We start from the raw sequence: 23,160 nt of genomic DNA, 5'->3' as shown, positions 1-23,160 counted from the left end.
TATATCTAAATCTATTTTCAAATGATAATGATTACTAATAAGAGAAAATGCAAGATCTTTTAGATTGCATCTGAATATATCTTAGATATAGTTTAGATATATCAAATTGAAGGGGATGCTATGCGACACGAACACGATGGCGGCGGTCGGCGACCGCGTTTTTTCGGGCACGGCGATCTGCGGCTGGTGATTCTGGATATCCTGACCCGCAGCGCGAGCCACGGCTATGAGCTGATCAAAGAGATCGAGAACCTGACGCAGGGGAATTACACCCCCAGCCCTGGGGTGATCTATCCGACCCTGGATTATCTTCAGGATCAGACTCTTATCACTATTACGGAAGAAGAGAGCGGGCGTAAGCGAATTACGATTACCGCTGCAGGCCAGCAGTGGCTGGATGAAAACCAGGAGCAGCTTGAGCACATACGGGCACGTATCAAAGCGCGTTCCGTCGGCTTCCAGCTGCGCAAAAACCCGCAGATGAAGCGGGCGCTGGATAACTTTAAAGCGGTGTTAGACCTGAAGGTGAATCAGGGAGAGCTCAGCGACGCGCAGCTCAGGCAGATCGTCGGGGTGATCGACCGCGCGGCGCTGGAGATCTCCCAGCTGGATTAAGCCGGTGCGTGCTCGCTCACGCGGAAGACGCGTACCAGCTCTTTCAGGTGCATCGCCTGTTCGTTAAGCGATGCTGCCGCCGCGACGGACTCCTCGACCAGCGCGGAGTTTTGCTGGGTGGTGGCATCTATCAGGCCAATCGCGCTGTTGATCTGGGAGATTCCTTCCGTCTGCTCATGGCTGGCCTGGCGGATCTCACGCAGGATCACATCCATCTCCTCCACGTTGCCGACCATTCCGTTAATCAGCGCGCTGGCTTTTTCGACCAGGTTCATCCCGTCCTGGGTCTGGCTGGTTGAGCTCTCAATCAGCTCACGGATTTCGCTGGCAGACGACGCGCTCTTCTGGGCAAGCTGGCGTACCTCACCGGCCACCACCGCAAAACCGCGGCCGTGCTCGCCGGCGCGCGCCGCTTCCACCGCCGCGTTCAGCGCCAGAATATTGGTCTGGAAGGCAATGGCGTCGATCAGGTCGATAATGTCGGACATCCGGTTCGACGTCTCGTTAATCAGGCGCATTTTGCTGGTCACCTGCTTCATCATCTCACCGTTGTTTTTGACCACCGTGGCGGCATCTGCCGAGAGGTTGGTCGCTTCCCCGGTGTGCGAGGCCGTATTTTTCACCGTGGCGGTGATCTGCTCCATCGAGGCGGCGGTCTGTTCAACGGAGCTTGCCTGCTCTTCCGTACGCGCGGCCAGATCCTGGTTGCCGGCGACAATCTGCGCGGCTGCGCTGGAGATATTCTCCGAGCCGGTTTGCACCTGCTGCACAATGTCCAGCAGACGCGTCTTCATCTCCATCAGCGCATGCAGCAGCAGACCCGTTTCGTCTTTGCCGTGTGGCGTAATGCTACCCGTCAGATCGCCCTCTGAAATGGCTTTTGCAAAATGCACCGCCTCGCCGAGCGGACGGGTGATAGAACGTACGATAAACCAGCCAATCAGGCTGCCGACTGCGACGCTAAAGAGGGTGATCAGGATCAGCAGCAGACGGTTAGACCTGAAATCCCCTTCCACCTGCGCGCCTGCACTCTGCATCTCGCTGTTTTGAATGGCAATCAGCTCTTTCACCTTCGCTTTGTAAGCCTGCTGCACGGCGAGGGTCGTGGTCATCATCTCCTGAATGGCGCCCGCACGATTGTTGTTCTGCACCGCCTGCAAAATGCGGTAGCGCGAGTCCAGATACTGCTGGCGCACGCTGCGGATATCCGCCAGCACCTGCTGCGATTTTTGATCCTGCAACGCATTGTTCAGCTCGCCCAGGATCACCGTGATGTGCTCGCTGATCTCTTTCAGGTGCTGCTGAGATTGCCCCGTGTAGGTGCCCTGTTCGTCCAGCAGCATCAGCTGTTGAGTGCTAATAAATTCCTGGAAGTTATCGATTAACTGGTTCGCTTTTACCGTGGTTGGATAGTCACTGGTAATAATGGATTGCATCCCATTATTTGCCCGGTTCAGGCTCAGCAATGATAAGCTCGCGCTGATCGCCATCAGGACAATAAAGAACCCAAACGCCAGAAATAATTTTGTGCCGATCTTTACGTCATGTAAGAACATATTTTCTCCATCGATGTGATTATTTCTCAGACGATCGCTGTTATCGGTAACGAATCCGCTAACTTTATGACTTTGATCGTTTTTTTATTTCATAACCATAACAATGGATAGGTAGAGGCTATTAATATTCCCCCATCGATCGTTACCAGACCACCGGACGGGGCTTTTTCAAAATAGCATTCTGGAAAACTGACTTAGGCAGGGATAAATAACCGAGGCACTTTCTTTAGTTATTTAATGTAGTGTTAACAATAAAACACATTAATAGTCACATCCACACAAAAAAAAGCCGCTTATGCCTTACGGTATAAACGGCTTTTCCGGAACATGACGGCTTAATGGAGCACGGTCACTGCATCTTTAAGACGTCCGGCGCGGTGTTTCACCATCGCAGAAATGTGCGCGCTTTCCTCGACCAGGTTGGCGTTTTTCTGCGTGATGCTGTCGAGCTCGGCCACCGCGCGGGTTAACTCTGACAACCCGGTTGCCTGCTCGGACGTCGAGTGGCTGATCTGGGCGATAAGCTGCGTCACGTTTTTCACCTGCTCGACAATATCATCCATCGTGCGGCCTGCGGCGTGCACCTGCTCAGAGCCGGACTGCACTTTGCTGGCGCTGGCATCAATCAGTTTACGAATATCATTCGCTGCGCTGGCGCTGCGGCTGGCGAGATGGCGGACTTCACCTGCGACCACCGCAAAACCTTTCCCCTGCTCACCTGCCCTTGCCGCTTCAACTGCCGCATTCAGCGCCAGAATATTGGTCTGGAAAGCGATATCGTTAATCAGGGAAGTGATCGAGCCAATTCGCTGCGTGCTGTCGGCGATGTCATCCATGGTCTTGACGACGGTCTGCATCGCATTGCCCCCTTTCGTCGCCGCGCTGCTGGCGGCCACGGAGAGTTTATCCACCTCGGCGGCGGTTTCAGAGTTACTCTGAACGGAAGCGGCCATCTGGTTCATTGTCGCGACGGTCTGCTGCACGTTCGCCACCGTCTGACGCGTACGATCGTTCAGATCTTCATTTCCCTGCGCCAGCCTGTCGCTGCCGTCACGAACGCTCACCACCTGGCTCGATACGTCATTGATCAACCAGCGGCACATCAGGCCCAGCTGCCCTACCGCGCGCAGCGTCAGCCCCAGCTCATCGCTGCGGTTCAGATGCTGCACGCTGTTGCGCTCACCGGTTGCGACCTTCAGCGCCTGTCGCGCCACATTCTCAACCGGGCGGACAATTTGTTGTTCAAACAGCAGTGTCCCGAACAGCATCACCACCGCGGCAGCAACGAGCGGTATCCAACCTGCGGAGGTCGCGACCAGCGAGGCGGCGAGAACGGCAAAGAGCACCGCCATCACGCTGCGCACGCGCCAGCGCAGCGGCATGGCCGGCAGTTTACCGAGCCAGCCCTTTCCAACGACCAGCCCTTTATGAACACGTTTCTTACAGCTCCCGTCATTCAGCGCCCGGTAAAGCGGCTCCACGGTAGCAATCTCATCCGCTGTGGCCTTCGTGCGAATCGACATATAGCCCGTCACCTGCCCGTGGCGCACCATCGGCACCGCGTTAGCACGCACCCAGTAATGATCGCCATTTTTGCGCCGGTTTTTCACGATCCCACTCCACGGCTCGCCCTGCTGCAGCGTGTACCACATATCGGCAAACGCGGCTTTTGGCATATCGGGGTGGCGCACCAGATTGTGCGGCTGGCCCGTCAGCTCATCAAGCTGGTAGCCGCTCACCTGCACAAATGTGTCGTTGGCGTGGGTAATGTAGCTGTGGACGTCTGTGGTAGACATTAAGGTGGTGTCATCGTCCAGAGGATATTCATTCTGGGTGACATAAGTTGGAGAGGACATCGTGGGCATCCCTTGCAGGTTATTTGAATGTTAATTTTGTGGGTTAATGTTTTTTCGGCGATAAACAATTTATCTTTAATTGTTAAACTTGATAGAGATCGCAGATTTGACTTAAACCGTACTTTTTGTACGATTTTATAATTCATTGATTTCAAATACTTTCACTAAGAAATTACCCACAAAGCATGACCCGTTAATGCCCGCTTAAGTCGCAGCAAACGCACTTCTTTGGTGCAGTTGCGCGTTTCCGCTCTTTTTAAGGCTCTCTACCGTGTACCGCTGAACCCCGTTTCGGTTGTATCGGCATGATTAAATATTGCGCAACATTATTTTAACCTGGCGTTTATCCCGATTTTCGTTAAGTCATCTGAAATGGCGTAATCCCTGCAATACTTAAATCAGTATCATGTGATACGCGATCCCCGGGAGCACATTTTGAACAGGTTACCTTCCAGCGCCTCGGCTCTTGCCTGTACCGCGCACGCACTGAATCTCATTGAGAAGCGAACGCTTGATCATGAGGAGATGAAACAACTTAACCGAGAGGTCATCGATTACTTTAAAGAGCACGTCAATCCAGGGTTTCTGGAGTATCGCAAATCTGTTACCGCCGGCGGGGATTACGGAGCCGTAGAGTGGCAAGCGGGAAGTCTGAACACGCTTGTCGACACCCAGGGACAGGAGTTTATAGATTGCCTGGGAGGTTTTGGAATTTTCAACGTGGGGCACCGTAATCCAGTTGTGGTTTCCGCCGTACAGAATCAACTTGCGAAACAACCTCTCCATAGCCAGGAGCTGCTCGACCCGCTTCGCGCCATGCTCGCGAAAACGCTGGCGGCCTTAACGCCCGGCAAACTGAAATACAGCTTCTTTAGCAACAGCGGCACGGAATCGGTCGAAGCGGCGATTAAACTCGCCAAAGCGTACCAGTCGCCGCGCGGGAAATTCACCTTTATCGCCACCAGCGGCGCGTTCCACGGGAAATCCCTGGGCGCACTGTCTGCTACTGCCAAATCCACCTTCCGCAAACCATTTATGCCGCTGCTGCCGGGCTTCCGCCACGTGCCGTTCGGCGACATTAACGCCATGCGCACCGTGCTGAGCGAATGCCGTAAAACCGGCGATGACGTGGCCGCGGTGATCCTGGAGCCGATTCAGGGCGAAGGCGGCGTGATCCTCCCTCCACAGGGCTATCTGCCTGCCGTGCGTCAGCTGTGCGATGAGTTTGGCGCGCTGCTGATACTCGACGAAGTCCAGACCGGGATGGGGCGCACCGGCAAGATGTTTGCCTGCGAGCACGAGAACGTTCAGCCGGACATCCTGTGCCTGGCGAAAGCGTTGGGCGGCGGCGTCATGCCGATTGGTGCGACGGTTGCTACCGAAGAAGTGTTCTCGGTGCTGTTCGACAATCCGTTCCTGCACACCACCACCTTTGGCGGTAACCCGCTGGCCTGTGCGGCGGCGCTGGCGACCATCAACGTGCTGCTGGATCAAAACCTGCCCGCGCAGGCGGAGCAGAAAGGCGACATGCTGCTGGACGGCTTCCGTCAGTTAGGCCGGGAGTATCCGGACCTGGTGCAGGACGCGCGTGGGAAAGGGATGCTGATGGCGATTGAGTTTGTCGATAACGAAACCGGCTATAGCTTCGCGAGCGAGATGTTCCGCCAGCGTGTGCTGGTGGCCGGAACGCTCAACAACTCGAAAACCATCCGTATTGAACCGCCGCTGACGCTGACGATTGAGCAATGTGAGCAGGTGCTGAAAGCGGCGCGTAAAGCACTGGCAGCGCTGCGCGTGAGCGTGGAAGAGGCGTAATCAACGCCGGGTGGCGCTACGCTTACCCGGCCGACAAAATACTGCATATGTAGGCCCGGTAAGCGTAGCGCCACCGGGCTGCTTTTTTATCGGTGAAACTCCGCCACCGTCATGGTAAAGCGCAGCACGTTTTTTCCCTCATTGGCATAGCCGTGCGCCGCTTCGGTTTTCGCCACCGCCGATGCCCCGGCAGCAACCTGCGTCACCGTCTCATCGACCGTCAGGGTTAACACACCCTCGTTAACATGCAGTAGCTCGAAGGTTCCAGCCGGGTGTCCTGGAGAGGTGAACCGTTCCCCCGGATGCATCTCCCATTGCCAGAGTTCAATCATATCCGGTCCAGCGGTACCCGCCAGCAGTCTGGCGCGTCCGCCCTGCGCACCCTGCCACAGTACCGGAATCGCCTCTTCTTCGATAACGTGCACCAGCGGCTCGCTGGAGACGTTAACGATATCCGCCACTGAGATACCGAGCGCGGCGGCCAGCTTGCATAAAATGGCGATGCTGGGGTTGGCTGCGCCCTTTTCAATCTCCACCAGCATCCCTTTGCTGACGCTGGCGCGGCGGGACAGCTCATCCAGCGACAGTTTTTTCTCTTTGCGCCAGTTGCGGATGCGGTTCGCGACGGCCAGGCTTACCTGGGCAACATCGGCCCCCTGCGTAGTCATTATATTGACTTTATCAGTCATTGGTCACTACCATGGTATAAAACAGTCAATACAGGATTATTTATGTCTCTCGTAACGCCGTCAATAGATTCGCGACTTGCCGACATTGCGCCCGGCTTTCGGGCGCTGAGCATTCTGGTTGAAGCTGCGCCGATTACCCACCCGGAGGTGGCGGCTGCCGCACTGGCACAGGCCTGCCAGCAGATGCTTAATGATGATATGCCCTGGGCTGATGCACACCTTTCAGACTGGGATGAGGTGTTTAAAGCCTTCGGCGCGAAACCGAAACGCACGCCCTGCTCGGCATCCGCCCTGCGTAAGCGGGTTCTGAAAGATGGCTCGCTGCCGCCGCTGGATCCGGTGGTGGATATCTATAACGCAGTGAGTATTCGCTATGCCATTCCGGTTGGCGGAGAAAACCTGGCGACTTACTCGGGCGCGCCGCGTCTGACGCTGGCCGACGGCAGCGAGCCGTTTGATACCTTCAAAGAGGGACAGCCGGTGGTGGAACATCCGGAACCTGGCGAGGTTATCTGGCGCGACGATCTCGGCGTCACCTGCCGTCGCTGGAACTGGCGCCAGGGGATACGGACGCGTCTGGACAGCCAGGCGCAAACCATGTGGTTTATTCTTGAAAGCCTGCCGTCGATGCCGCTTGCGGCGCTGGAAGAGGCGGGAGAAGAGCTGGTCAACAACCTTCAGCGTCTGATGCCGGGGGCCAAGGCTCAGGTACAACTGCTGGAGCTGTAAGAGGACAACACGATGTTTCACGGATTAAGCGCCTTTCCGTTAACGCCCCTGAAAGAGGGGATATTTGACGAGCAGTCCTTCATCAATCTTCTGCGCCCCGTGGTCGACGCAGGCGTGGATTCCCTGGGCATTCTCGGCTCAACGGGAAGCTATGCCTATCTGACCGTTGAAGAGCGCGGCCGGATCGCACGCTGCGCGGTGGCGCATGCTGATGACATTCCGGTCATCGTCAGCATCGGTGCACTACGGCTTGACGATATTCTGCGTCTGGCTGACGACGCGCAGGCGGCAGGAGTCTCCGGCGTGCTGCTGGCACCCGTGTCGTACCAGCGATTAACGGAAGATGAAGTGTTTAATCTCTATGAAAAGGTGACCCGCCAGCTCTCCGTACCGCTATGCATTTACGATAATCCCGCCACGACCGGTTTTGCGTTTAGCGATGAATTGTTATTTGCCGTCGCGGCCCTGCCGAATGTGGGATCCATTAAGCTTGGTCGCGTGCCGGAGGACCTCTCGCAGGTACGCGCCCGTCTTCCTGATACAGTCACGCTGGGCATCGCCGGTGACTGGCGAGCAGCCTCAGCCCTGCAGGCCGGGTTTGACGTCTGGTACTCGGTTCTCGCGGGGTTGTTTCCTCAAACGGCGCTGTCGATTGCACGTTCGAAAGAGGCGGCACAATCCGAGCGGTTAGAGCCGCTGTGGGAATTATTCCGTCGATACGGCAGCTTACGGGTTATCGCGGCGGCAGCAGAGATGATGGGAAAAGTGGCTTCACCTGCATTGCCATTTCCGTTACAGGCGGTTCAGGGGGAGCCGCGCGAGGCTCTTTCAGCGATCCTTGCGGAATTAGAGCTGGCCTGAAAAACGCCGGGTGGCGCTGCGCTTACCCGGCCTACCGCACAGTCCCGCATCCCGTAGGCCCGGTAAGCGTTAGCGCCACCGGGCAAAGCCGTTACTCCGGCAACAATCCGACAAAACTGCGTTTTTTGCGCGGCTCTGACATCAATTCCTCAAGCTTATCCACGCACGCCAGATAGTGCGGGGTTTTCTTGTGCGCCAGCACCGCCTCGTCGTCTTTATAGGCTTCGTAGATAAAGAACCGGGTTTTCACCCGCGGGTCCTGCAATACGTCAAATCGCAGGTTTCCCGGCTCCTTGATTGCTCCCTCGTGGTTGGCGCGAAACACCTCCAGAAACTCGTCCACCCGCTCGGGTTTGATGTTGATCTCCACTAGCGTCACATTCATTTGGCTTCTCCCTGTTTCTCTTCCTGCCAGAACTGGAACGCGTCCCGGGCGCTCATGTTCTCGTGTACCACTTTCTTCACCGCCTTCAGCATGGCGAGCGGCGCGCTGGACTGGAAGATATTGCGCCCCATGTCCACGCCGGAGGCTCCCTGGTCGATTGCGCGCCAGCACATCTCCAGCGCCTCGTGCTCCGGCAGCTTTTTGCCCCCGGCAATGACGATCGGTACCGGGCAGCTGGCGGTCACTTTTTCAAAGCCCTCGTCCACGTAATAGGTTTTGACGAACTGCGCCCCCATTTCGGCGGCGATGCGGCTGGCCAGCGAGAAATACCGTGCGTCGCGCGCCATCTCTTTGCCGACGCCCGTCACCGCCAGCGTCGGCACACCGTAGCGCGCCCCGGCGTCGACCAGCTTGATGATGTTATTAATCGACTGATGCTCAAACTCGCTGCCAATGTACACCTGTGCGGCCACCGCGCAGACGTTGAGGCGAAGCGCGTCCTCCATCGCCACCGCCACGCACTCGTTGGACAGCTCGCCCAGGATCGAGTTACCGCCGGAGGCGCGCAGCACAACCGGTTTATTCGTCGCGGCAGGTACCTGGCTCCTGAGGATGCCGCGGGTACACATCAGCACGTCGGTTTCGCCAAACAGCGGGGCGATAGAGAGATCGATACGCTCAAGGCCGGTGGTCGGCCCCTGAAAGTAGCCGTGGTCAAAGGCCAGCATCACCGTGCGGTTGCTTTGCGGGTTGAAGATGCGCGCCAGCCGGGACTGCATGCCCCAGTCCAGCGAGCCACATCCCTTCAGCGTGAACGGCACATTCTGCTGCGGCGTGCCGATGCCAAAATCCTTGCCGTCTTTGATGTCGTCTAAATCAGCCATGTATTCCCCCGTCAGAAATCGTATTTGTTGATGTTCTCTTTGGTGAACACCACGCGCTCCGGCAGCAGCACGATGCCGTTGCCCTTCGCCTCATACTGGTAGCCCTGTACGCTGTTCGGCTCGACCTTCAGCGCCCCGATGTTTTTTACGTCCACGCTGTCGCCCACGTTAAGATCGCCTTTTTTCAGTAAACGATCGGCGACATTGACCGCAATTTTGCCCTGCTGCACCACGTCCCACAGGCCGAAGGCTTTTACCGTGCCGCGCTCAACGTACGGGCGCATCACGTTCGGCGTGCTGAACCCGACAATCGCCACGCCTTCGCGTTTCAGGTTTTCTGCCGCCTGGGCGGCGGCTGGAAGCGCATTGGCGTCCGGCGCGATGATCGCATCCAGATCCGGATACGCTTTTAAGATCCCTTCGGCGGTTTGCAGAGATTTGGTGGCATCGTTATAGCCAAACTGCGTGGTCACAACCTGCCACTGGGGATGGTCTTTCTCGATTTTGGCCTTCGCCTCTTTCACCCACTGGTTCTGGTCGGTGACGGTCGGGCTGGAGTAGAAAAACGCCACTTTGGCATTCGGTTTGGTGACCTGCCTGCCCGCCATCTCCACCAGCAGGCCGCCCAGCTGTTCCGGGGTGCCCTGGTTGATGTAGATGCTGCGGCACTCCGGTTTGGTGTCGGAATCCCAGGTCAGCACTTTTACCCCGCGCTGCATCGCGCGCTTCAGCGCCGGGCAGAGGCCGTCCGGCGACACGGCGGAGACGATGATGGCGTTATAGCCCTGGTTGACGAAGTTATTGATGAGCTGCACCTGGCCGGAGACGCTCGGCTCGGTTGGGCCGTCATAGGTGACGTCCACGCCAAGATCTTTCCCCGCCTCTTTGGCCCCGTTGCCGCCGCTGGTGAAGAAGCCGACACCCACCAGTTTCGGGATAAAGGCAATGCGGTCTGCCGCCTGCGCCGAGGCAAAGCTGAGGGCCATCGCCAGGACTATCAGTTTTGTTTTCATCTTACGCTCCGGGTAGTTTTCAGGAAGATATTGCGCACCCATTCACGGTGCAGACTCAGCGAACGTCCCATCACCACCACAACCAGCAGCGCCCCTGACAGCGCGCTCGACACCTGGTTGGGGATGCCGACCATCTGTAAACCCTGTTGCAGGTAGCCGACCAGCAGCGCCGCCAGCGCGGTACCGACAACCGAACCGGAACCGCCATAGATATTCGCCCCACCGAGCACCGCGGCGGTGAGCGCAGGCATCAGCAGATCGCGCCCCAGATCCGAACGCGCGGAGCCGAAATAGGAGACCATCACCAGCGCGGCAATGGCCGAAGCCACGCCCACCAGGCCGTACAGCGCATAGGGCATGCCGTTCACCGACAGCGCCGCGTAGCGTGCCGCGCGCGGGTTTTGCCCAATCAAAAAAAGATGGCGGCCAAAGCGTCCGCGGTGGGTAATCAGCCAGAAGAAGGCGGTGATGACCGCGAACAGCACCAGCGGGATCGGCAGCCCTAAAACGGTGAGATTAGCGAACGCGGTAAAGCCGTCCGGGAAGCCGCCGATGCCCTCGTAGCCCGTCGCGCCAGCCATGCCGGAGAGCAGCAGCGCCCCGCCGCCGTAGAGGTACAGCGTGCCGAGGGTAATCACCAGGGGGCTGATGCCGGTGTAGTGGATCAGCGCCGCGTTCACCAGCCCGCACAGCAGGCCGAGCAGCAGCGTGAGCGGAATGGCGACCGCCATCGGCCAGCCCGACTGCATCATCACCCCAAGCGCAATGGCGCACAGGCCAATGGTGGAGCCCAGCGAAATGTCGATCCCGCCGCTGATGATCACCAGCGTCAGCGGCAGCGCCACAATGCCGATGCAGATAAAATCGCTGGTGCTGAACAGCAGCATGTTGATGTCGAGCATGCGCGGGTTGATGGCGCCAAAGAGCAGGATCTCCAGCACCAGCAAAATCAGCAGCGCGCTTTCCCAGTTAAGCTTCATTTACGCCACCTCTTTTTTGCGTTTTGGAAACGGGGTGACGTGCTTTCCCCCTTTATTGCCCGGCTGGAAGCGACTGTACTTCAACGCCCGCTGATGACGCGCCAGCGCCTGGCGCAGGCGCCCGTCGAGCACCAGCACGCCCAGCAGCACCAGCCCGGCGATAAAGTCGTTCCACCACGCCGGGAGCCTGAACAGCACCAGCACGGTATCGATTTGCGTCAGGAAGAAGGCGCCGAGCAGCGCGCCAACCAGCGTGCCCGTCCCGCCCAAAAGCGAAATGCCGCCGAGCACGCAGGCGGCGATAGCTTTCATCTCCAGCCCGCTGCCGGTCTGGTTCGGTACAAAGCCAATCTGCGAGGCGAAGACGATCCCGGCGCAGGCCGCCAGCATGCCGTTGAGCGTAAACGCGATCATCCGCGTGCGGTTCACCGCCACGCCCAGCTGGCGCGCGGCGGCGAGGTTATCGCCCACGGCATAAAAATCACGACCAAAGGCGGTGCGCGACAGCGTCCACGCGCCTGTGGCCGCTAAAAACAGCACCACCATACCGAGCGGTGAAACGCCAGGGGCAACCGGTTCTGAGAGGGATTTCAGCCCCGGCGGCAGCCCTTCAATCCACTTCCCGCCCGTCCAGAGCAGCATCCCCCCGCGATACAACCCCAACGTACCGAGGGTGGCGACAATCGCCGGAATGCGCAGCCCCACCACCAGAAAACCGTTGAATGCCCCCGCCAGTGCGCCAATCGACAGTGCGAAAAGGATCGCCACCGGCAGGCTGTAGCCGCTGTTCAGCGCCACGCCGACGGCAATGGCAGCAAGCCCCACGGTGGAGCCAACAGACACGTCAATATTGCGGGTTAACATCACCAGCGCGGCGCCGAGCGCCAGCAGGATCAGGATCTGCGAGCTGGCGAAAATCATCCCCAGCGTCTGCAAACTTAGGTAGGACGGATTCAGCGCCACCAGCACGGCGAACAGCGCCAGAATGGCAAGAAAGGCGCTCAGCTCGCGGTTCTTCAGTAAGGTCTTCATGATTGCCCTCCAAATGCCAGCGCCATCATTTTGTCGAGGCTGACGGCGTGGCGCGGCAATTCGCCGCTGAGTACGCCCTGGTGCATCACCAGCACGCGGTCCGCCAGTCCCGGAAACTCATCGAGATCGCTTGAGATCATCAGTACCGCCACGTTCTGCGCCGCCACGCTTTTGAGCAATTGATAGATATCGGCGCGCGCCGCCACGTCCACGCCGCGCGTCGGTTCATCGACGATCAGCAGCAGCGGATTGGCTTCCAGGCAGCGCGCCAGCAGCACCTTCTGCTGGTTACCGCCTGAGAGCGTGCGCACGGGTTGATCCGCATGATTGAGCTTGATCCCCAGCGCCCGGTGATAGCGTTCCACCACCGCGGACTCCCGCTTGCGCTGCTGCCAGAGAGATGGCTCGTTCAGGGCGACCGTGTTCCAGCGAACCGGCGCATCCAGGAACAAGCCGGAAACCTGCCGGTCTTCCGGCAGGTAGACCAGGCCTTTGTCCAGCCGGGAAAACACCGGATCGCCGGTGATCTCCTGGTTTTCCAGCCAGATGCGCCCCCCGCGCGCCGGACGCAGGCCATAAAGGGTTTCGGCAAATTCGGTGCGCCCGGATCCCACCAGCCCGGCCAGACCAACGATCTCCCCGGCGTAGATCTCAAGACTGAGATCGATAAACCCCTCCCCGGTAAGATCGTCCACGCGCAGCACCGGGAAATCCTGCGGCTGGGTGCGGCGGTTGCCCGGCAGCGCCAGCCACAGTTTTTGCGCGTCGCTTAAGCCTTTATCCCGACTAACGGGCGTCATCGCCGCGATAAGCGCGTTATCATCGAACTGCGCCGTTTCGCCGCTCAGCACCACCGCGCCGTCGCGCATCACCGAGACGTGGCTCGCCAGCTGGCGGATTTCCGGCAATTTATGAGAGATAAAGACAATGCCAACGCCGAGCGCCTGCAGCGCGCGGATCTGGCGGAACAGGCGTTCGGTTTCGCCCGGCGTGAGCGACGCCGTGGGTTCATCGAGGATCAGGATCTTTGCGTTGCGCATGAGCCCGCGGAGGATCTCCACCATCTGCTGATCCGCCACTTCCAGAGTGCTGGCGGCGGCATCGAGATTAAGCGGGCACTGCAGCTGCTGGAGTTTCTCCGCCAGCCTGGTTGCCAGATCCCTTTCACGCGGCAGGCGAAAGAGGATGTTTTCCCTCACCGTCAGGTTGGGGAACAGCAGCGGCTCCTGCGGCACCAGGTAAATGCCTAACCTGTGCGCCTGCGCAGGCGTGAGCCGCGCATATGACTGTCCCTCGACGGAAAGTTCACCGCTGTCCGGCGTCTCGACCCCGGCGATGATCTTCATCAGGGTCGATTTACCCGCGCCGTTACCGCCCATCAGCGCATGCACCTGACCCGCAAGCAGCGTGAAATCAATGCCTTTTAGAACCGGCACACCGGAGAACTGCTTGCAGATATCGTGCGCTTCAAGAAGTGAGGTCATCATCGCTCCGCTATTGAACAAATGATTTTTAGATTTAATAATGTTCAAAAGCGTAGACGGTGAACTATATTTACAACCGTGCAGGGATCACAGTTTTATCGATTAAGATCCAGACAGGCCTCAAACAATCTAAAAGATCCGTTTTGTCGCGTGGCTCACACTTTCAAGGCGCGCCATCACGAACATATGATCTAAATTTTTATAAGAGTTCAATTATGAGCGATAAACGCACTGCGGAAGAAGGACGGTTTGCCGGGCTGGCACTGGCGGAAGAGGAGCTGGTAGCGCGCGTGGCATGGTGTTACTACCACGACGGATTAACCCAGAACGACATTGGTGAGCGGCTCGGGCTGCCGCGCCTGAAGATTTCACGCCTGCTGGAGAAAGGCCGCCAGTCCGGGGTGATCCGGGTGCAGATCAACTCCCGTTACGAGGGCTGTCTGGCGCTGGAAACCGAGCTCCAGCAGCGCTTTGGATTAAAGCTGGTACGCGTGATGCCCGCGCTAAATACCCCGCCGATGAACGTGCGGTTAGGCATAGGCGCAGCGCAGTCGCTGATGGGCGTGCTGGAGCCCGGCCAGCTGTTAGCGGTGGGGTTTGGTGAAACCACCATGAGCAGCCTGCAGCACTTAAGCGGCTTTATCAGTTCGCAGCAGATCCGACTGGTGACGCTTTCCGGCGGTGTGGGGCCTTACATGACGGGTATCGGCCAGCTGGATGCGGCCTGCAGCGTGAGCATGATCCCCGCCCCGCTTCGCGTGTCCTCCGCCTCCGTTGCGGAGATCTTAAAGCACGAGACCAGCGTGCGGGACGTGATCCTCGCCGCCACCGCTGCCGACGTGGCTGTGGTCGGCATTGGTTCGGTGAACCAGCGCCGTGACGCCACCATCCTGCGCTCCGGCTACATCAGCGAAGGCGAGCAGCTGATGTACGCCCGCAAAGGCGCGGTCGGCGACATCCTCGGCTATTTCCTCAATGCCGAAGGCGAATGCGTCGAGGAGCTGGAGATCCACAAAGAATTACTGGGCGTCACCCTCGATGAACTGGCGCAGCTGCCGACCATCGTTGGCGTGGCCGGAGGTGAAGAGAAAGCCGATGCGATTTATGCCGCACTGAAAGGTCGCCGTATCAATGGCCTGGTGACGGAAGAGACGACAGCCCGCGCGGTGCTGGCTCTGGCCGGATAAGAGCAGCCCTGCGCCTGACACGAGGCAAGCTCATGAGTTACCTTTTAGCGTTAGATGCAGGGACAGGCAGCGTTCGCGCCGTTATTTTCGATTTACAGGGCAACCAGATTGCCGTTGGTCAGGCCGAGTGGAAGCACCTGAGCGTGGAAAATGTGCCGGGCTCGATGGAGTTTGATCTGCAGACCAACTGGCGGCTGGCCTGTCAGTGCATTCATCAGGCGCTGGATCGCGCCCATCTGAGCGCGGCGGATATCCAGTCCGTCGCCTGCTGCTCTATGCGCGAAGGCATTGTGCTGTATGACCGCAACGGCGAGGCCATCTGGGCCTGCGCCAACGTCGATGCCCGCGCCAGCCGCGAGGTGTCGGAGCTCAAAGAGATCCACGACGACCGATTTGAATCCGAAGTGTATGAGGTTTCAGGACAAACGCTAGCCCTGAGCGCGATGCCGCGCCTGCTGTGGCTGGCACACCATCGTCCGGATATTTACCGCAAGGCCGCCACCATCACCATGATCAGCGACTGGCTGGCAGCGAAGCTTTCCGGCGAGCTGGCGGTCGACCCGTCCAATGCGGGCACCACCGGCATGCTGGACCTCTTCTCCCGCGACTGGCGTCCGGCGCTGCTGGACATGGCCGGGCTGCGGGCCGATATCCTCTCACCGGTGAAAGAGACCGGCACCGTGCTGGGTGCCATTACCCATGAAGCCGCACAGCAGAGCGGCCTGCGCGAGGGCACGCCGGTAGTGATGGGCGGCGGCGACGTGCAGCTGGGCTGTCTGGGGCTGGGCGTGGTGCGCGCCGGGCAAACGGCGGTGCTGGGCGGCACCTTCTGGCAGCAGGTAGTGAACCTGCCGCAGGTGCGCACCGACCCTGACATGAACATCCGCGTGAACCCGCATGTGATCCCCGGTATGGCGCAGGCGGAGTCAATCAGCTTCTTTACCGGGCTGACCATGCGCTGGTTCCGCGACGCCTTTTGTGCCGAAGAAAAACTGATTGCCGAGCGGATGGGAATGGACACTTATTCCCTGCTGGAAGAGATGGCCAGCCGGGTTCCAGCGGGGTCTCACGGAGTGATGCCGATCTTCTCCGACGCGATGCATTTTAAGCAGTGGTACCACGCCGCACCGTCGTTTATTAACCTCTCCATCGACCCGGAAAAATGCAACAAAGCGACGCTATTCCGCGCGCTGGAAGAGAACGCGGCGATTGTCTCGGCCTGTAACCTGGCGCAGATATCGCGCTTTTCCGGCGTGACGTTTGAAAGCCTGGTCTTTGCGGGCGGCGGGTCAAAAGGTGCCCTGTGGAGCCAGATTTTAAGCGACGTCACCGGCCTGCCGGTGCGCGTTCCGGAAGTGAAAGAGGCAACCGCGCTGGGCTGCGCCATCGCGGCCGGAACAGGCGCGGGGCTGTTTGCGGATATGGCCTCGACGGGCGAGCAGCTGGTGAAATGGAGCCGCGAGTTTACGCCGAACCCGCAGCACCGCGAGCTCTACGACGGTATGATGCAGAAGTGGCAGGCGGTGTACGCCGACCAGCTTGGGCTGGTGGACAGCGGGCTGACGACGTCAATGTGGCAGGCACCGGGGCTGGTGCGGGCATCCCCCTCACCCCGGCCCTCTCCCTAAGGGAGAGGGAGATTAAGTCCCCTCTCCCTGTGGGAGAGGGTTAGGGTGAGGGCATCAGGCCACACCAATATTTGAATCCCATCACAATCACTGCATTCCCCTTTTCCCTTTTACTCCCTGCTGGCTAAATTAGTAACTCATCCGACCACATAACAATAATTTTACACTGGAAGAGACTATGAGCCGCTACCCGTCGTTATTCGCCCCCCTCGATCTGGGGTTCACCACACTCAAAAACCGCGTGTTGATGGGTTCGATGCACACCGGGCTGGAGGAACATCCGGACGGGGCCGAGCGTCTGGCGGCCTTCTACGCCGAGCGCGCGCGCCACGGGGTGGCGCTGATAGTCACCGGCGGCGTAGCCCCTGCCCCTTCCGGAGTGGGTATGGAGGGCGGCGCGGTATTGAACGATGCGTCACAGCTGCCGCACCACCGCATTGTGACCGACGCCGTTCACAAAGAGGGCGGGAAAATCGCCCTGCAAATTCTGCACACCGGGCGCTACAGCTATCAGCCGAATCTGGTTGCCCCTTCAGCCATTCAGGCGCCGATTAACCGTTTTAAACCGCATGCTCTGAGCCACGACGAGATCCTGGCGCTGATTGACGACTTCGCCCGCTGCGCCGCGCTGGCGCGTGAGGCGGGCTATGACGGCGTCGAGATAATGGGCTCCGAAGGCTATCTGATTAACGAATTCCTCGCCGCCCGCACCAACCAGCGCGACGACGAATGGGGCGGCGACTACGCTCGCCGCATGCGCTTTGCTGTGGAGGTGGTGCGCGCCGTGCGTGAACGTGCGGGGGCTGATTTTATTATTGTCTTCCGCCTGTCGATGCTCGACCTGGTGGAGGGAGGCGGCACGTTCGACGAAACCGTGCAGCTGGCGCAGGCGATTGAAGCTGCCGGCGCCACCATTATCAACACCGGTATCGGCTGGCACGAGGCGCGTATCCCGACCATCGCCACGCCGGTGCCGCGCGCGGCGTTTAGCTGGGTGACGCGCAAGCTGAAAGGCAAAGTGTCTGTTCCACTGGTGACAACCAACCGCATTAATGACCCGCAGGTGGCGGACGATGTGATATCGCGCGGCGATGCCGATATGGTGTCGATGGCGCGGCCGTTCCTGGCCGATGCCGAACTGCTGTCCAAAGCGCAAAGCGGACGCGCGGATGAGATCAACACCTGCATCGGCTGTAACCAGGCCTGCCTGGATCAAATCTTCGTCGGCAAGGTCACCTCTTGTCTCGTGAATCCGCGCGCCTGCCATGAAACCAAAATACCGGTCGTTCCGGCGGTCAATAAAAAACGCCTGGCCGTGGTGGGCGCAGGCCCGGCAGGGCTGGCGTTTGCGGTAAATGCCGCCTCGCGCGGGCACAGCGTGACGCTGTTTGATGCGCTGGCGGAGATTGGCGGGCAGTTTAATATCGCCAAACAGATCCCCGGCAAAGAGGAGTTCTATGAAACGCTGCGCTACTACCGCCGGATGATCGAGCTTACAGGCGTCGAGCTGCGGCTTAACCAGTTTGTGAATGCGGCGGATCTGACCGGTTTCGACGAGGTGATCCTGGCGAGCGGGATCGCCCCGCGCCTGCCTGCGATCGAGGGTATCGATCATCCGAAGGTATTGAGCTACCTCGACGTCCTGCGCGACAAAGCCCCGGTTGGTGAAAAGGTGGCGATTATTGGCTGCGGTGGGATCGGCTTTGATACCGCCATGTACTTAAGCCAGCCGGGCGAGGCCACCAGCCAGAACATTGCCGAGTTTTGCGTGGAATGGGGTATCGACACCAGCCTGAGCCAGTCCGGCGGGCTACGCCCGGAAGGGCCGCAACTGCCGAAAAGCCCGCGCCAGATCGTGATGCTCCAGCGTAAAGCCAGCAAGCCGGGCGAAGGGCTGGGCAAAACTACGGGCTGGATCCACCGCGCCACCCTGCTCTCGCGCGGCGTGAAGATGATCCCGGCGGTGAGTTATCAGAAGATCGACGATGACGGGCTACACGTGACGATCGGCGGTGAGCCACAGCTGCTGCGGGTGGATCATATCATTCTCTGTGCCGGACAGGAGCCGAAGCGCGATCTGGCAGATCCGCTGCGCAAGGCGGGGAAAACGGTGCATTTGATCGGCGGGTGCGACGTGGCGATGGAGCTGGACGCGCGGCGGGCAATTGCGCAGGGGACGAAGTTGGCTCTGGCGATCTAGGGCATTGCCGGGCGGCGCTGCGCTTGCCCGGCCTACGGGTTCGAGGCCATTGTAGGCCCGGTAAGCGAAGCGCCACCGGGCATCAGGCCGCACATACCTAATCTTAGCGACGACGACCCAGCTTCACCGCTTTCAGCACCACAAACTTGTTGTTGGTCGCAATGGTGACGCAGTTACCGAAAATCTTCTTCAGCTTGTGGAAGTAGTCCAGGTGGCGGTTTGCCACGATGTACAGCTCGCCGTTAATCTTCAGGCAGCGGCGCGCATGGTGGAACATCTCCCAGGCGACGTTATCCGTCAGGGCATGCTTCTGGTGGAACGGCGGGTTACAGAACACCGCGTTGAAACGGAAAGGCTCTACGCCCGACAGCGCGTTGTTGATCATAAATTCGCAGCGATCAAGCGCTTCCGGCATGTTGGTTTCCACATTCAGACGGCTTGACGCCACCGCCATTGGCGATTCGTCGCTGAATACCACGCTGGCTTCCGGGTTCTTCGCCAGCAGCGTCAGGCCAATCACGCCGTTACCGCAGCCCAGATCGACGATTTCCCCTTCCAGATTTTCCGGCAGATTTTCAATAAAGAAACGCGCGCCGATATCCAGACCGGTGCGGGAGAAGACGTTTGCGTGGTTGTGGATGGTCCAGTCTGTGCCTTCCAGCCTCCAGCTCAGGGTCTCTGGCGCGTCAGCCAGCTCCGGCGCACTGAAGGTACAGTTGATCAGGCGCGCTTTTTTCCACGCCAGCGTCGTGGTGGTTGGGCCAAGGACTTTCTCAAACAGCTCCAGCGTCGAGGTGTGGATATCGCGCGCTTTGGCACCCGCGATGATGCGGGTTTCTGGCGTCACGACCTTACGCAGCGCGCGCAGCTGTTGCTCCAGCAGCGCCATGGTTTTTGGCACTTTAATCAGTACCACGCCCGGCACCTGCGGGTACTCCGCGGTGCTGTCGAGAAACTTCACGCTGGATTCTTCGATATCGTTATGGCGCAGGTTTTCACGCGTCGCCAGCTCGCTCAGGTAGGAATCGCCGATGCTGTAAGGCGCGTGTTCCGCCAGCGCACAGCCCAACGCGCCAAAGGCATCATTCAGGATCAGAACCGGGCCGCGGATTTCAGTCTCATCCAACTGCTGCAGCAAATATTCATCCGCCGCTTCCCACGCCATAAGCGGGTTGACGTCGTCCGTTTCCGGGAAACGTTTAAGGTTGAGTGAACGGAAACCGTTGTCTAAGTGGCTCATCGGCCCTCCTGAATGGTAAAATTTGGCGTATCCCTGAAAAGGGTGCGTGAGTATACCCGTTTTATTGTCGATTTGGGGCGTTGATGAACCAACTTACTTATCTCCAGGGCTACCCGGAGCATTTACTTTCTCAGGTTCGCAGCCTGATTGCCGGGCAGAAGCTCGGCGCGGTGCTGGAAAAACGCTATCCCGGCACCCACGATTTCGCGACCGATAAAGCCCTCTGGCAGTATACGCAGGATCTGAAAAGCCGCTATCTGAAGAGCGCGCCGCCGATCAACAAGGTGATGTATGACAACAAGATCCACGTGCTGAAAAACGCGCTCGGCCTGCACACCGCCATCTCCCGCGTACAGGGCGGCAAGCTGAAAGCGAAGGCCGAGATCCGCGTCGCGACGGTGTTCCGTAACGCACCGGAAGCCTTTCTGCGGATGATTGTCGTCCATGAGCTGGCGCACCTGAAAGAGAAAGAGCACGACAAAGCGTTCTACTCCCTGTGCTGCCACATGGAGCCGCAGTATCATCAGCTGGAGTTTGATACCCGCTTGTGGCTTACGCATTTATCGTTAAATGGTAATGCGGAATAGCGCACGCGAATTGTCATGATGACGTGCTACAGTGGCTAAAGGTTCCCCGCTACGGAGTACGTAAACGTTTATGATACGTTTCGCAGTCATTGGTACGAACTGGATCACACGCCAGTTCGTCGACGCCGCCCACGAAACCGGCAAACTTAAACTTACCGCAGTCTATTCCCGCAGCCTTGAGCAGGCGCAGAGTTTTGCCAACGATTACCTCGTTGAGCATCTCTTCACTTCGCTTGATGAAATGGCGCAAAGCGACGCCATTGACGCGGTGTATATCGCCAGCCCGAATTCCCTGCACTTCCCGCAAACGAAGCTGTTCCTCAGCCATAAAAAGCATGTGATTTGCGAGAAGCCGCTGGCGTCGAATATCCAGGAAGTGGAAGCCGCCATCGCACTTGCCCGCGAAAACCAGGTGGTGCTGTTCGAAGCGTTCAAAACCGCCAGCCTGCCGAATTTCCTGCTGTTGCAGCAGTCGCTGCCGAAAATTGGCAAAGTGCGTAAAGCCTTTATCAACTACTGCCAGTACTCGTCGCGCTACCAGCGCTACCTCGACGGTGAAAATCCAAATACCTTTAACCCGGCCTTCTCTAACGGCTCGATTATGGATATCGGTTTCTATTGCCTGGCCTCCGCCGTGGCGCTGTGGGGCGAGCCGCACGGCGTCACCGCCACCGCCAGCCTGCTGGAGAGCGGCGTGGATGCGCACGGGCTCGTGGTGCTGGATTACGGTGATTTCAGCGTCACGCTGCAGCACTCCAAAGTCAGTGATTCCGTACTGCCAAGCGAGATTCAGGGCGAAGCCGGCTCGCTGGTTATCGAGAAGATCTCCGAATGCCAGAAAGTAAGCGTGGTACCGCGCGGCGGTAAAGCGCAGGAGCTGACGCAGCCTCAGCATATTAACACTATGCTCTATGAGGCAGAGGTCTTTGCCCGTCTGGTGGAAGACAACGAAGTGAATCACCCGGGTCTCGCGGTGAGCCGCACCACGGCGAAACTGCAAACGGAGATCCGCCGTCAGACCGGCGTGGTGTTCCCGGCAGACGGCGTGAACGCGGAAGCCATCGCGTAAAGCTGTGTAATGAAACGGCGCAGACCATTGACGAAACCAATGGTCTGACATATTTTGTTACCTGCAAAGGGGAGTAACTTCTTCGTCGGTGGATCGTCATTACGATGCGTGTAATACCGCATCCGGTCGCCGGGCAACCCTCGTGGTTGTAAGTGAGACCTTGCCGGAAGGCGAGGTCTATGCATAAAAAGCTAACGGCTATCGTCTTCTGACCATGGCCGTTTTTGTTTTTTATGTGTAAGGAAAATAGTATGCATTCTGTCGGCACTCCAATGTTGTGGGGCGGATTCGCGGTTGTCGTGCTCATCATGCTGGCGATCGACCTCTTTTTGCAGGGGCGTCGCGGCGCACACGGCATGACCATGAAGCAGGCCGCCGCCTGGTCCCTGGTGTGGGTTACCCTTTCCCTGCTGTTCTGTGCTGCCTTCTGGTGGTATCTGGCCTCGACCGAAGGCCGGGCGGTGGCCGATCCGCAGGCGCTCGCCTTCCTCACCGGTTATCTGATTGAAAAAGCCCTGGCGGTGGATAACGTCTTCGTCTGGCTGATGCTGTTCAGCTACTTTGCCGTGCCTGCTGCCCTGCAGCGCCGCGTGCTGGTCTACGGCGTGCTGGGTGCCATTGTTCTGCGTACCATTATGATCTTCGCCGGCAGCTGGCTGATCACCCAGTTCGAATGGCTGCTGTACGTCTTCGGCGCGTTCCTGCTGTTCACCGGGATCAAGATGGCGCTGGCGAAAGAGGACGGCTCCGCGATTGGCGATCGTCCGCTGGTGAAGTGGATCCGTGGACATCTGCGCATGACCGACAAGATTGAGAGCGAGCACTTCTTCGTGCGCAAGAACGGTCTGCTGTTTGCCACCCCGCTGCTGCTGGTGCTGATTCTGGTGGAGCTCAGCGACGTGATTTTTGCCGTAGACAGCATCCCGGCTATTTTCGCGGTGACAACCGACCCGTTCATCGTCCTGACCTCAAACCTGTTCGCGATCCTCGGTCTGCGTGCCATGTACTTCCTGCTGGCTGGCGCGGCAGAGCGCTTCTCGATGCTGAAGTACGGCCTGTCGGTGATTCTGGTGTTTATCGGTATCAAGATGCTGATTGTCGATTTCTACCACATCCCAATCGCCATTTCGCTCGGCGTGGTGTTTGGCATTCTGATCGTGACGCTGATTATCAATACCTGGGTTAACCGCCAGCACGATAAGAAGCAGCAGGTTTAGTTCGTTTTGCCCGGTGGCGGGGGGGGGGGGCGGGGGGGCGCGGACACCAGAGTTTGGGGGGGGGTGGGGGGCCCCCCCCACCCGGCAATTTCGTTAATCAATAGTTAAAAAACATGACGACACCAAAAAAAAA

20 protein-coding genes are annotated in these 23,160 nt (G+C 58.7%); 10 read left to right on the top strand and 10 right to left on the bottom strand.

Features of this window, described 5'->3' with window-relative positions; translation table 11 throughout:
• Nucleotides 1-120 precede the first annotated feature (120 nt).
• Nucleotides 121-615: a PadR family transcriptional regulator gene (locus E3U32_RS02260; RefSeq protein ID WP_134347501.1), complete on the top strand. Its 495-nt coding sequence runs from the start codon at nt 121-123 to the stop codon at nt 613-615.
• Here E3U32_RS02260 and E3U32_RS02255 read toward each other — a convergent pair.
• Nucleotides 612-2,171, bottom strand: coding sequence for a methyl-accepting chemotaxis protein (locus tag E3U32_RS02255; protein ID WP_134347500.1), 1,560 nt, complete (start codon nt 2,169-2,171; stop codon nt 612-614). The genes E3U32_RS02260 and E3U32_RS02255 overlap by 4 nt on opposite strands.
• Nucleotides 2,172-2,506: 335 nt before the next feature.
• Nucleotides 2,507-4,027 carry a methyl-accepting chemotaxis protein gene (locus tag E3U32_RS02250; protein ID WP_134347499.1) on the bottom strand — a complete coding sequence of 507 codons (1,521 nt, stop codon included), beginning with the start codon at nt 4,025-4,027 and terminating at the stop codon, nt 2,507-2,509.
• A gap of 435 nt (nt 4,028-4,462) precedes the next feature.
• On the opposite strand from E3U32_RS02250, the gene ygjG reads away from it, so the two are divergent.
• The gene (gene ygjG, locus E3U32_RS02245; protein WP_208527896.1) at nt 4,463-5,842 is read left to right on the top strand and encodes a putrescine aminotransferase; all 1,380 of its coding nucleotides are present in this window, start codon (nt 4,463-4,465) and stop codon (nt 5,840-5,842) included.
• 86 nt (nt 5,843-5,928) lie between these two features.
• On the opposite strand, the gene E3U32_RS02240 is transcribed toward ygjG, so the two are convergent.
• Nucleotides 5,929-6,531 (bottom strand): helix-turn-helix domain-containing protein, encoded by a 603-nt coding sequence (locus E3U32_RS02240; RefSeq protein ID WP_134347497.1) that lies wholly within the window; start codon nt 6,529-6,531, stop codon nt 5,929-5,931.
• Between the two features lie 42 nt (nt 6,532-6,573).
• On the opposite strand from E3U32_RS02240, the gene E3U32_RS02235 reads away from it, so the two are divergent.
• Together E3U32_RS02235 and E3U32_RS02230 are read left to right on the top strand one after the other, a co-directional pair.
• Nucleotides 6,574-7,260 (top strand): B3/B4 domain-containing protein, encoded by a 687-nt coding sequence (locus tag E3U32_RS02235; RefSeq protein ID WP_134347496.1) that lies wholly within the window; start codon nt 6,574-6,576, stop codon nt 7,258-7,260.
• 12 nt (nt 7,261-7,272) lie between these two features.
• Nucleotides 7,273-8,121: a dihydrodipicolinate synthase family protein gene (locus E3U32_RS02230; RefSeq protein WP_134347495.1), complete on the top strand. Its 849-nt coding sequence runs from the start codon at nt 7,273-7,275 to the stop codon at nt 8,119-8,121.
• Between the two features lie 91 nt (nt 8,122-8,212).
• Here E3U32_RS02230 and lsrG read toward each other — a convergent pair whose 3' ends face one another.
• From lsrG to lsrA, 6 genes are read right to left on the bottom strand one after another with little or no spacing between them, the layout of a single operon-like run.
• Nucleotides 8,213-8,506, bottom strand: a complete 294-nt coding sequence (gene lsrG / locus E3U32_RS02225) for a (4S)-4-hydroxy-5-phosphonooxypentane-2,3-dione isomerase (RefSeq protein WP_134347494.1) — start codon at nt 8,504-8,506, stop codon at nt 8,213-8,215.
• Nucleotides 8,503-9,390 (bottom strand): 3-hydroxy-5-phosphonooxypentane-2,4-dione thiolase, encoded by an 888-nt coding sequence (gene lsrF / locus E3U32_RS02220; RefSeq protein ID WP_134347493.1) that lies wholly within the window; start codon nt 9,388-9,390, stop codon nt 8,503-8,505. The genes lsrG and lsrF overlap by 4 nt, the downstream gene beginning before the upstream one ends.
• An 11-nt stretch (nt 9,391-9,401) precedes the next feature.
• Nucleotides 9,402-10,403 carry an autoinducer 2 ABC transporter substrate-binding protein LsrB gene (lsrB, locus tag E3U32_RS02215; protein WP_134347492.1) on the bottom strand — a complete coding sequence of 334 codons (1,002 nt, stop codon included), beginning with the start codon at nt 10,401-10,403 and terminating at the stop codon, nt 9,402-9,404.
• Nucleotides 10,400-11,383 (bottom strand): autoinducer 2 ABC transporter permease LsrD, encoded by a 984-nt coding sequence (lsrD, locus tag E3U32_RS02210; RefSeq protein ID WP_134347491.1) that lies wholly within the window; start codon nt 11,381-11,383, stop codon nt 10,400-10,402. Before lsrD ends, lsrB begins: the two co-directional genes overlap by 4 nt.
• A complete protein-coding gene (gene lsrC / locus E3U32_RS02205) occupies nt 11,384-12,415 on the bottom strand; it encodes an autoinducer 2 ABC transporter permease LsrC (protein WP_134347490.1) in 1,032 nt (343 codons plus the stop codon).
• On the bottom strand, nt 12,412-13,899 hold the full coding sequence (lsrA, locus tag E3U32_RS02200; protein WP_134347518.1) for an autoinducer 2 ABC transporter ATP-binding protein LsrA: 1,488 nt from the start codon (nt 13,897-13,899) through the stop codon (nt 12,412-12,414). The genes lsrC and lsrA overlap by 4 nt, the downstream gene beginning before the upstream one ends.
• Before the next feature lie 215 nt (nt 13,900-14,114).
• On the opposite strand from lsrA, the gene lsrR reads away from it, so the two are divergent.
• The 3 genes from lsrR to E3U32_RS02185 all read left to right on the top strand — a co-directional run bounded on the left by lsrR (nt 14,115) and on the right by E3U32_RS02185 (nt 18,914).
• Nucleotides 14,115-15,086: a transcriptional regulator LsrR gene (gene lsrR / locus E3U32_RS02195; protein WP_134347489.1), complete on the top strand. Its 972-nt coding sequence runs from the start codon at nt 14,115-14,117 to the stop codon at nt 15,084-15,086.
• 32 nt (nt 15,087-15,118) lie between these two features.
• Nucleotides 15,119-16,714 (top strand): autoinducer-2 kinase, encoded by a 1,596-nt coding sequence (lsrK, locus tag E3U32_RS02190; RefSeq protein WP_134347488.1) that lies wholly within the window; start codon nt 15,119-15,121, stop codon nt 16,712-16,714.
• Between the two features lie 178 nt (nt 16,715-16,892).
• Nucleotides 16,893-18,914: an NADPH-dependent 2,4-dienoyl-CoA reductase gene (locus E3U32_RS02185; RefSeq protein WP_134347487.1), complete on the top strand. Its 2,022-nt coding sequence runs from the start codon at nt 16,893-16,895 to the stop codon at nt 18,912-18,914.
• Between the two features lie 103 nt (nt 18,915-19,017).
• Here the strand turns inward: E3U32_RS02185 and rlmG are convergent, their stop codons facing one another.
• The gene (gene rlmG / locus E3U32_RS02180; protein ID WP_134347486.1) at nt 19,018-20,154 is read right to left on the bottom strand and encodes a 23S rRNA (guanine(1835)-N(2))-methyltransferase RlmG; all 1,137 of its coding nucleotides are present in this window, start codon (nt 20,152-20,154) and stop codon (nt 19,018-19,020) included.
• A gap of 83 nt (nt 20,155-20,237) precedes the next feature.
• Between rlmG and E3U32_RS02175 the strand changes: the two genes are divergently transcribed.
• From E3U32_RS02175 to E3U32_RS02165, 3 genes are all read left to right on the top strand, one after another.
• On the top strand, nt 20,238-20,741 hold the full coding sequence (locus E3U32_RS02175; protein ID WP_134347485.1) for a YgjP-like metallopeptidase domain-containing protein: 504 nt from the start codon (nt 20,238-20,240) through the stop codon (nt 20,739-20,741).
• A gap of 70 nt (nt 20,742-20,811) precedes the next feature.
• Nucleotides 20,812-21,810, top strand: a complete 999-nt coding sequence (locus tag E3U32_RS02170; protein WP_134347484.1) for a Gfo/Idh/MocA family protein — start codon at nt 20,812-20,814, stop codon at nt 21,808-21,810.
• Nucleotides 21,811-22,061: 251 nt separating this feature from the next.
• Nucleotides 22,062-23,027, top strand: coding sequence for a TerC family protein (locus tag E3U32_RS02165; protein ID WP_134347483.1), 966 nt, complete (start codon nt 22,062-22,064; stop codon nt 23,025-23,027).
• Nucleotides 23,028-23,160 lie beyond the last annotated feature (133 nt).

Origin of the sequence: Lelliottia nimipressuralis (assembly GCF_004402045.1) — a bacterium.
In the GTDB taxonomy this organism is placed as follows: Bacteria; Pseudomonadota; Gammaproteobacteria; order Enterobacterales; family Enterobacteriaceae; genus Enterobacter; species Enterobacter chinensis.
This window is presented reverse-complemented; position numbering and strand designations above follow the sequence as displayed.

Coding starts and splice junctions, on each gene's coding strand:
- E3U32_RS02170 (WP_134347484.1), top strand. CDS start 20,812: ATGATACGTTTCGCAGTCATTGGTACGAACTGGATCACACGCCAGTTC.
- E3U32_RS02255 (WP_134347500.1), bottom strand. CDS start 2,171: ATGTTCTTACATGACGTAAAGATCGGCACAAAATTATTTCTGGCGTTT.
- E3U32_RS02235 (WP_134347496.1), top strand. CDS start 6,574: ATGTCTCTCGTAACGCCGTCAATAGATTCGCGACTTGCCGACATTGCG.
- lsrB (WP_134347492.1), bottom strand. CDS start 10,403: ATGAAAACAAAACTGATAGTCCTGGCGATGGCCCTCAGCTTTGCCTCG.
- E3U32_RS02240 (WP_134347497.1), bottom strand. CDS start 6,531: ATGACTGATAAAGTCAATATAATGACTACGCAGGGGGCCGATGTTGCC.
- E3U32_RS02175 (WP_134347485.1), top strand. CDS start 20,238: ATGAACCAACTTACTTATCTCCAGGGCTACCCGGAGCATTTACTTTCT.
- E3U32_RS02250 (WP_134347499.1), bottom strand. CDS start 4,027: ATGTCCTCTCCAACTTATGTCACCCAGAATGAATATCCTCTGGACGAT.
- lsrD (WP_134347491.1), bottom strand. CDS start 11,383: ATGAAGCTTAACTGGGAAAGCGCGCTGCTGATTTTGCTGGTGCTGGAG.
- lsrF (WP_134347493.1), bottom strand. CDS start 9,390: ATGGCTGATTTAGACGACATCAAAGACGGCAAGGATTTTGGCATCGGC.
- E3U32_RS02165 (WP_134347483.1), top strand. CDS start 22,062: ATGCATTCTGTCGGCACTCCAATGTTGTGGGGCGGATTCGCGGTTGTC.
- lsrG (WP_134347494.1), bottom strand. CDS start 8,506: ATGAATGTGACGCTAGTGGAGATCAACATCAAACCCGAGCGGGTGGAC.
- lsrC (WP_134347490.1), bottom strand. CDS start 12,415: ATGAAGACCTTACTGAAGAACCGCGAGCTGAGCGCCTTTCTTGCCATT.
- E3U32_RS02260 (WP_134347501.1), top strand. CDS start 121: ATGCGACACGAACACGATGGCGGCGGTCGGCGACCGCGTTTTTTCGGG.
- E3U32_RS02230 (WP_134347495.1), top strand. CDS start 7,273: ATGTTTCACGGATTAAGCGCCTTTCCGTTAACGCCCCTGAAAGAGGGG.
- E3U32_RS02185 (WP_134347487.1), top strand. CDS start 16,893: ATGAGCCGCTACCCGTCGTTATTCGCCCCCCTCGATCTGGGGTTCACC.
- rlmG (WP_134347486.1), bottom strand. CDS start 20,154: ATGAGCCACTTAGACAACGGTTTCCGTTCACTCAACCTTAAACGTTTC.
- lsrK (WP_134347488.1), top strand. CDS start 15,119: ATGAGTTACCTTTTAGCGTTAGATGCAGGGACAGGCAGCGTTCGCGCC.
- lsrA (WP_134347518.1), bottom strand. CDS start 13,899: ATGACCTCACTTCTTGAAGCGCACGATATCTGCAAGCAGTTCTCCGGT.
- lsrR (WP_134347489.1), top strand. CDS start 14,115: ATGAGCGATAAACGCACTGCGGAAGAAGGACGGTTTGCCGGGCTGGCA.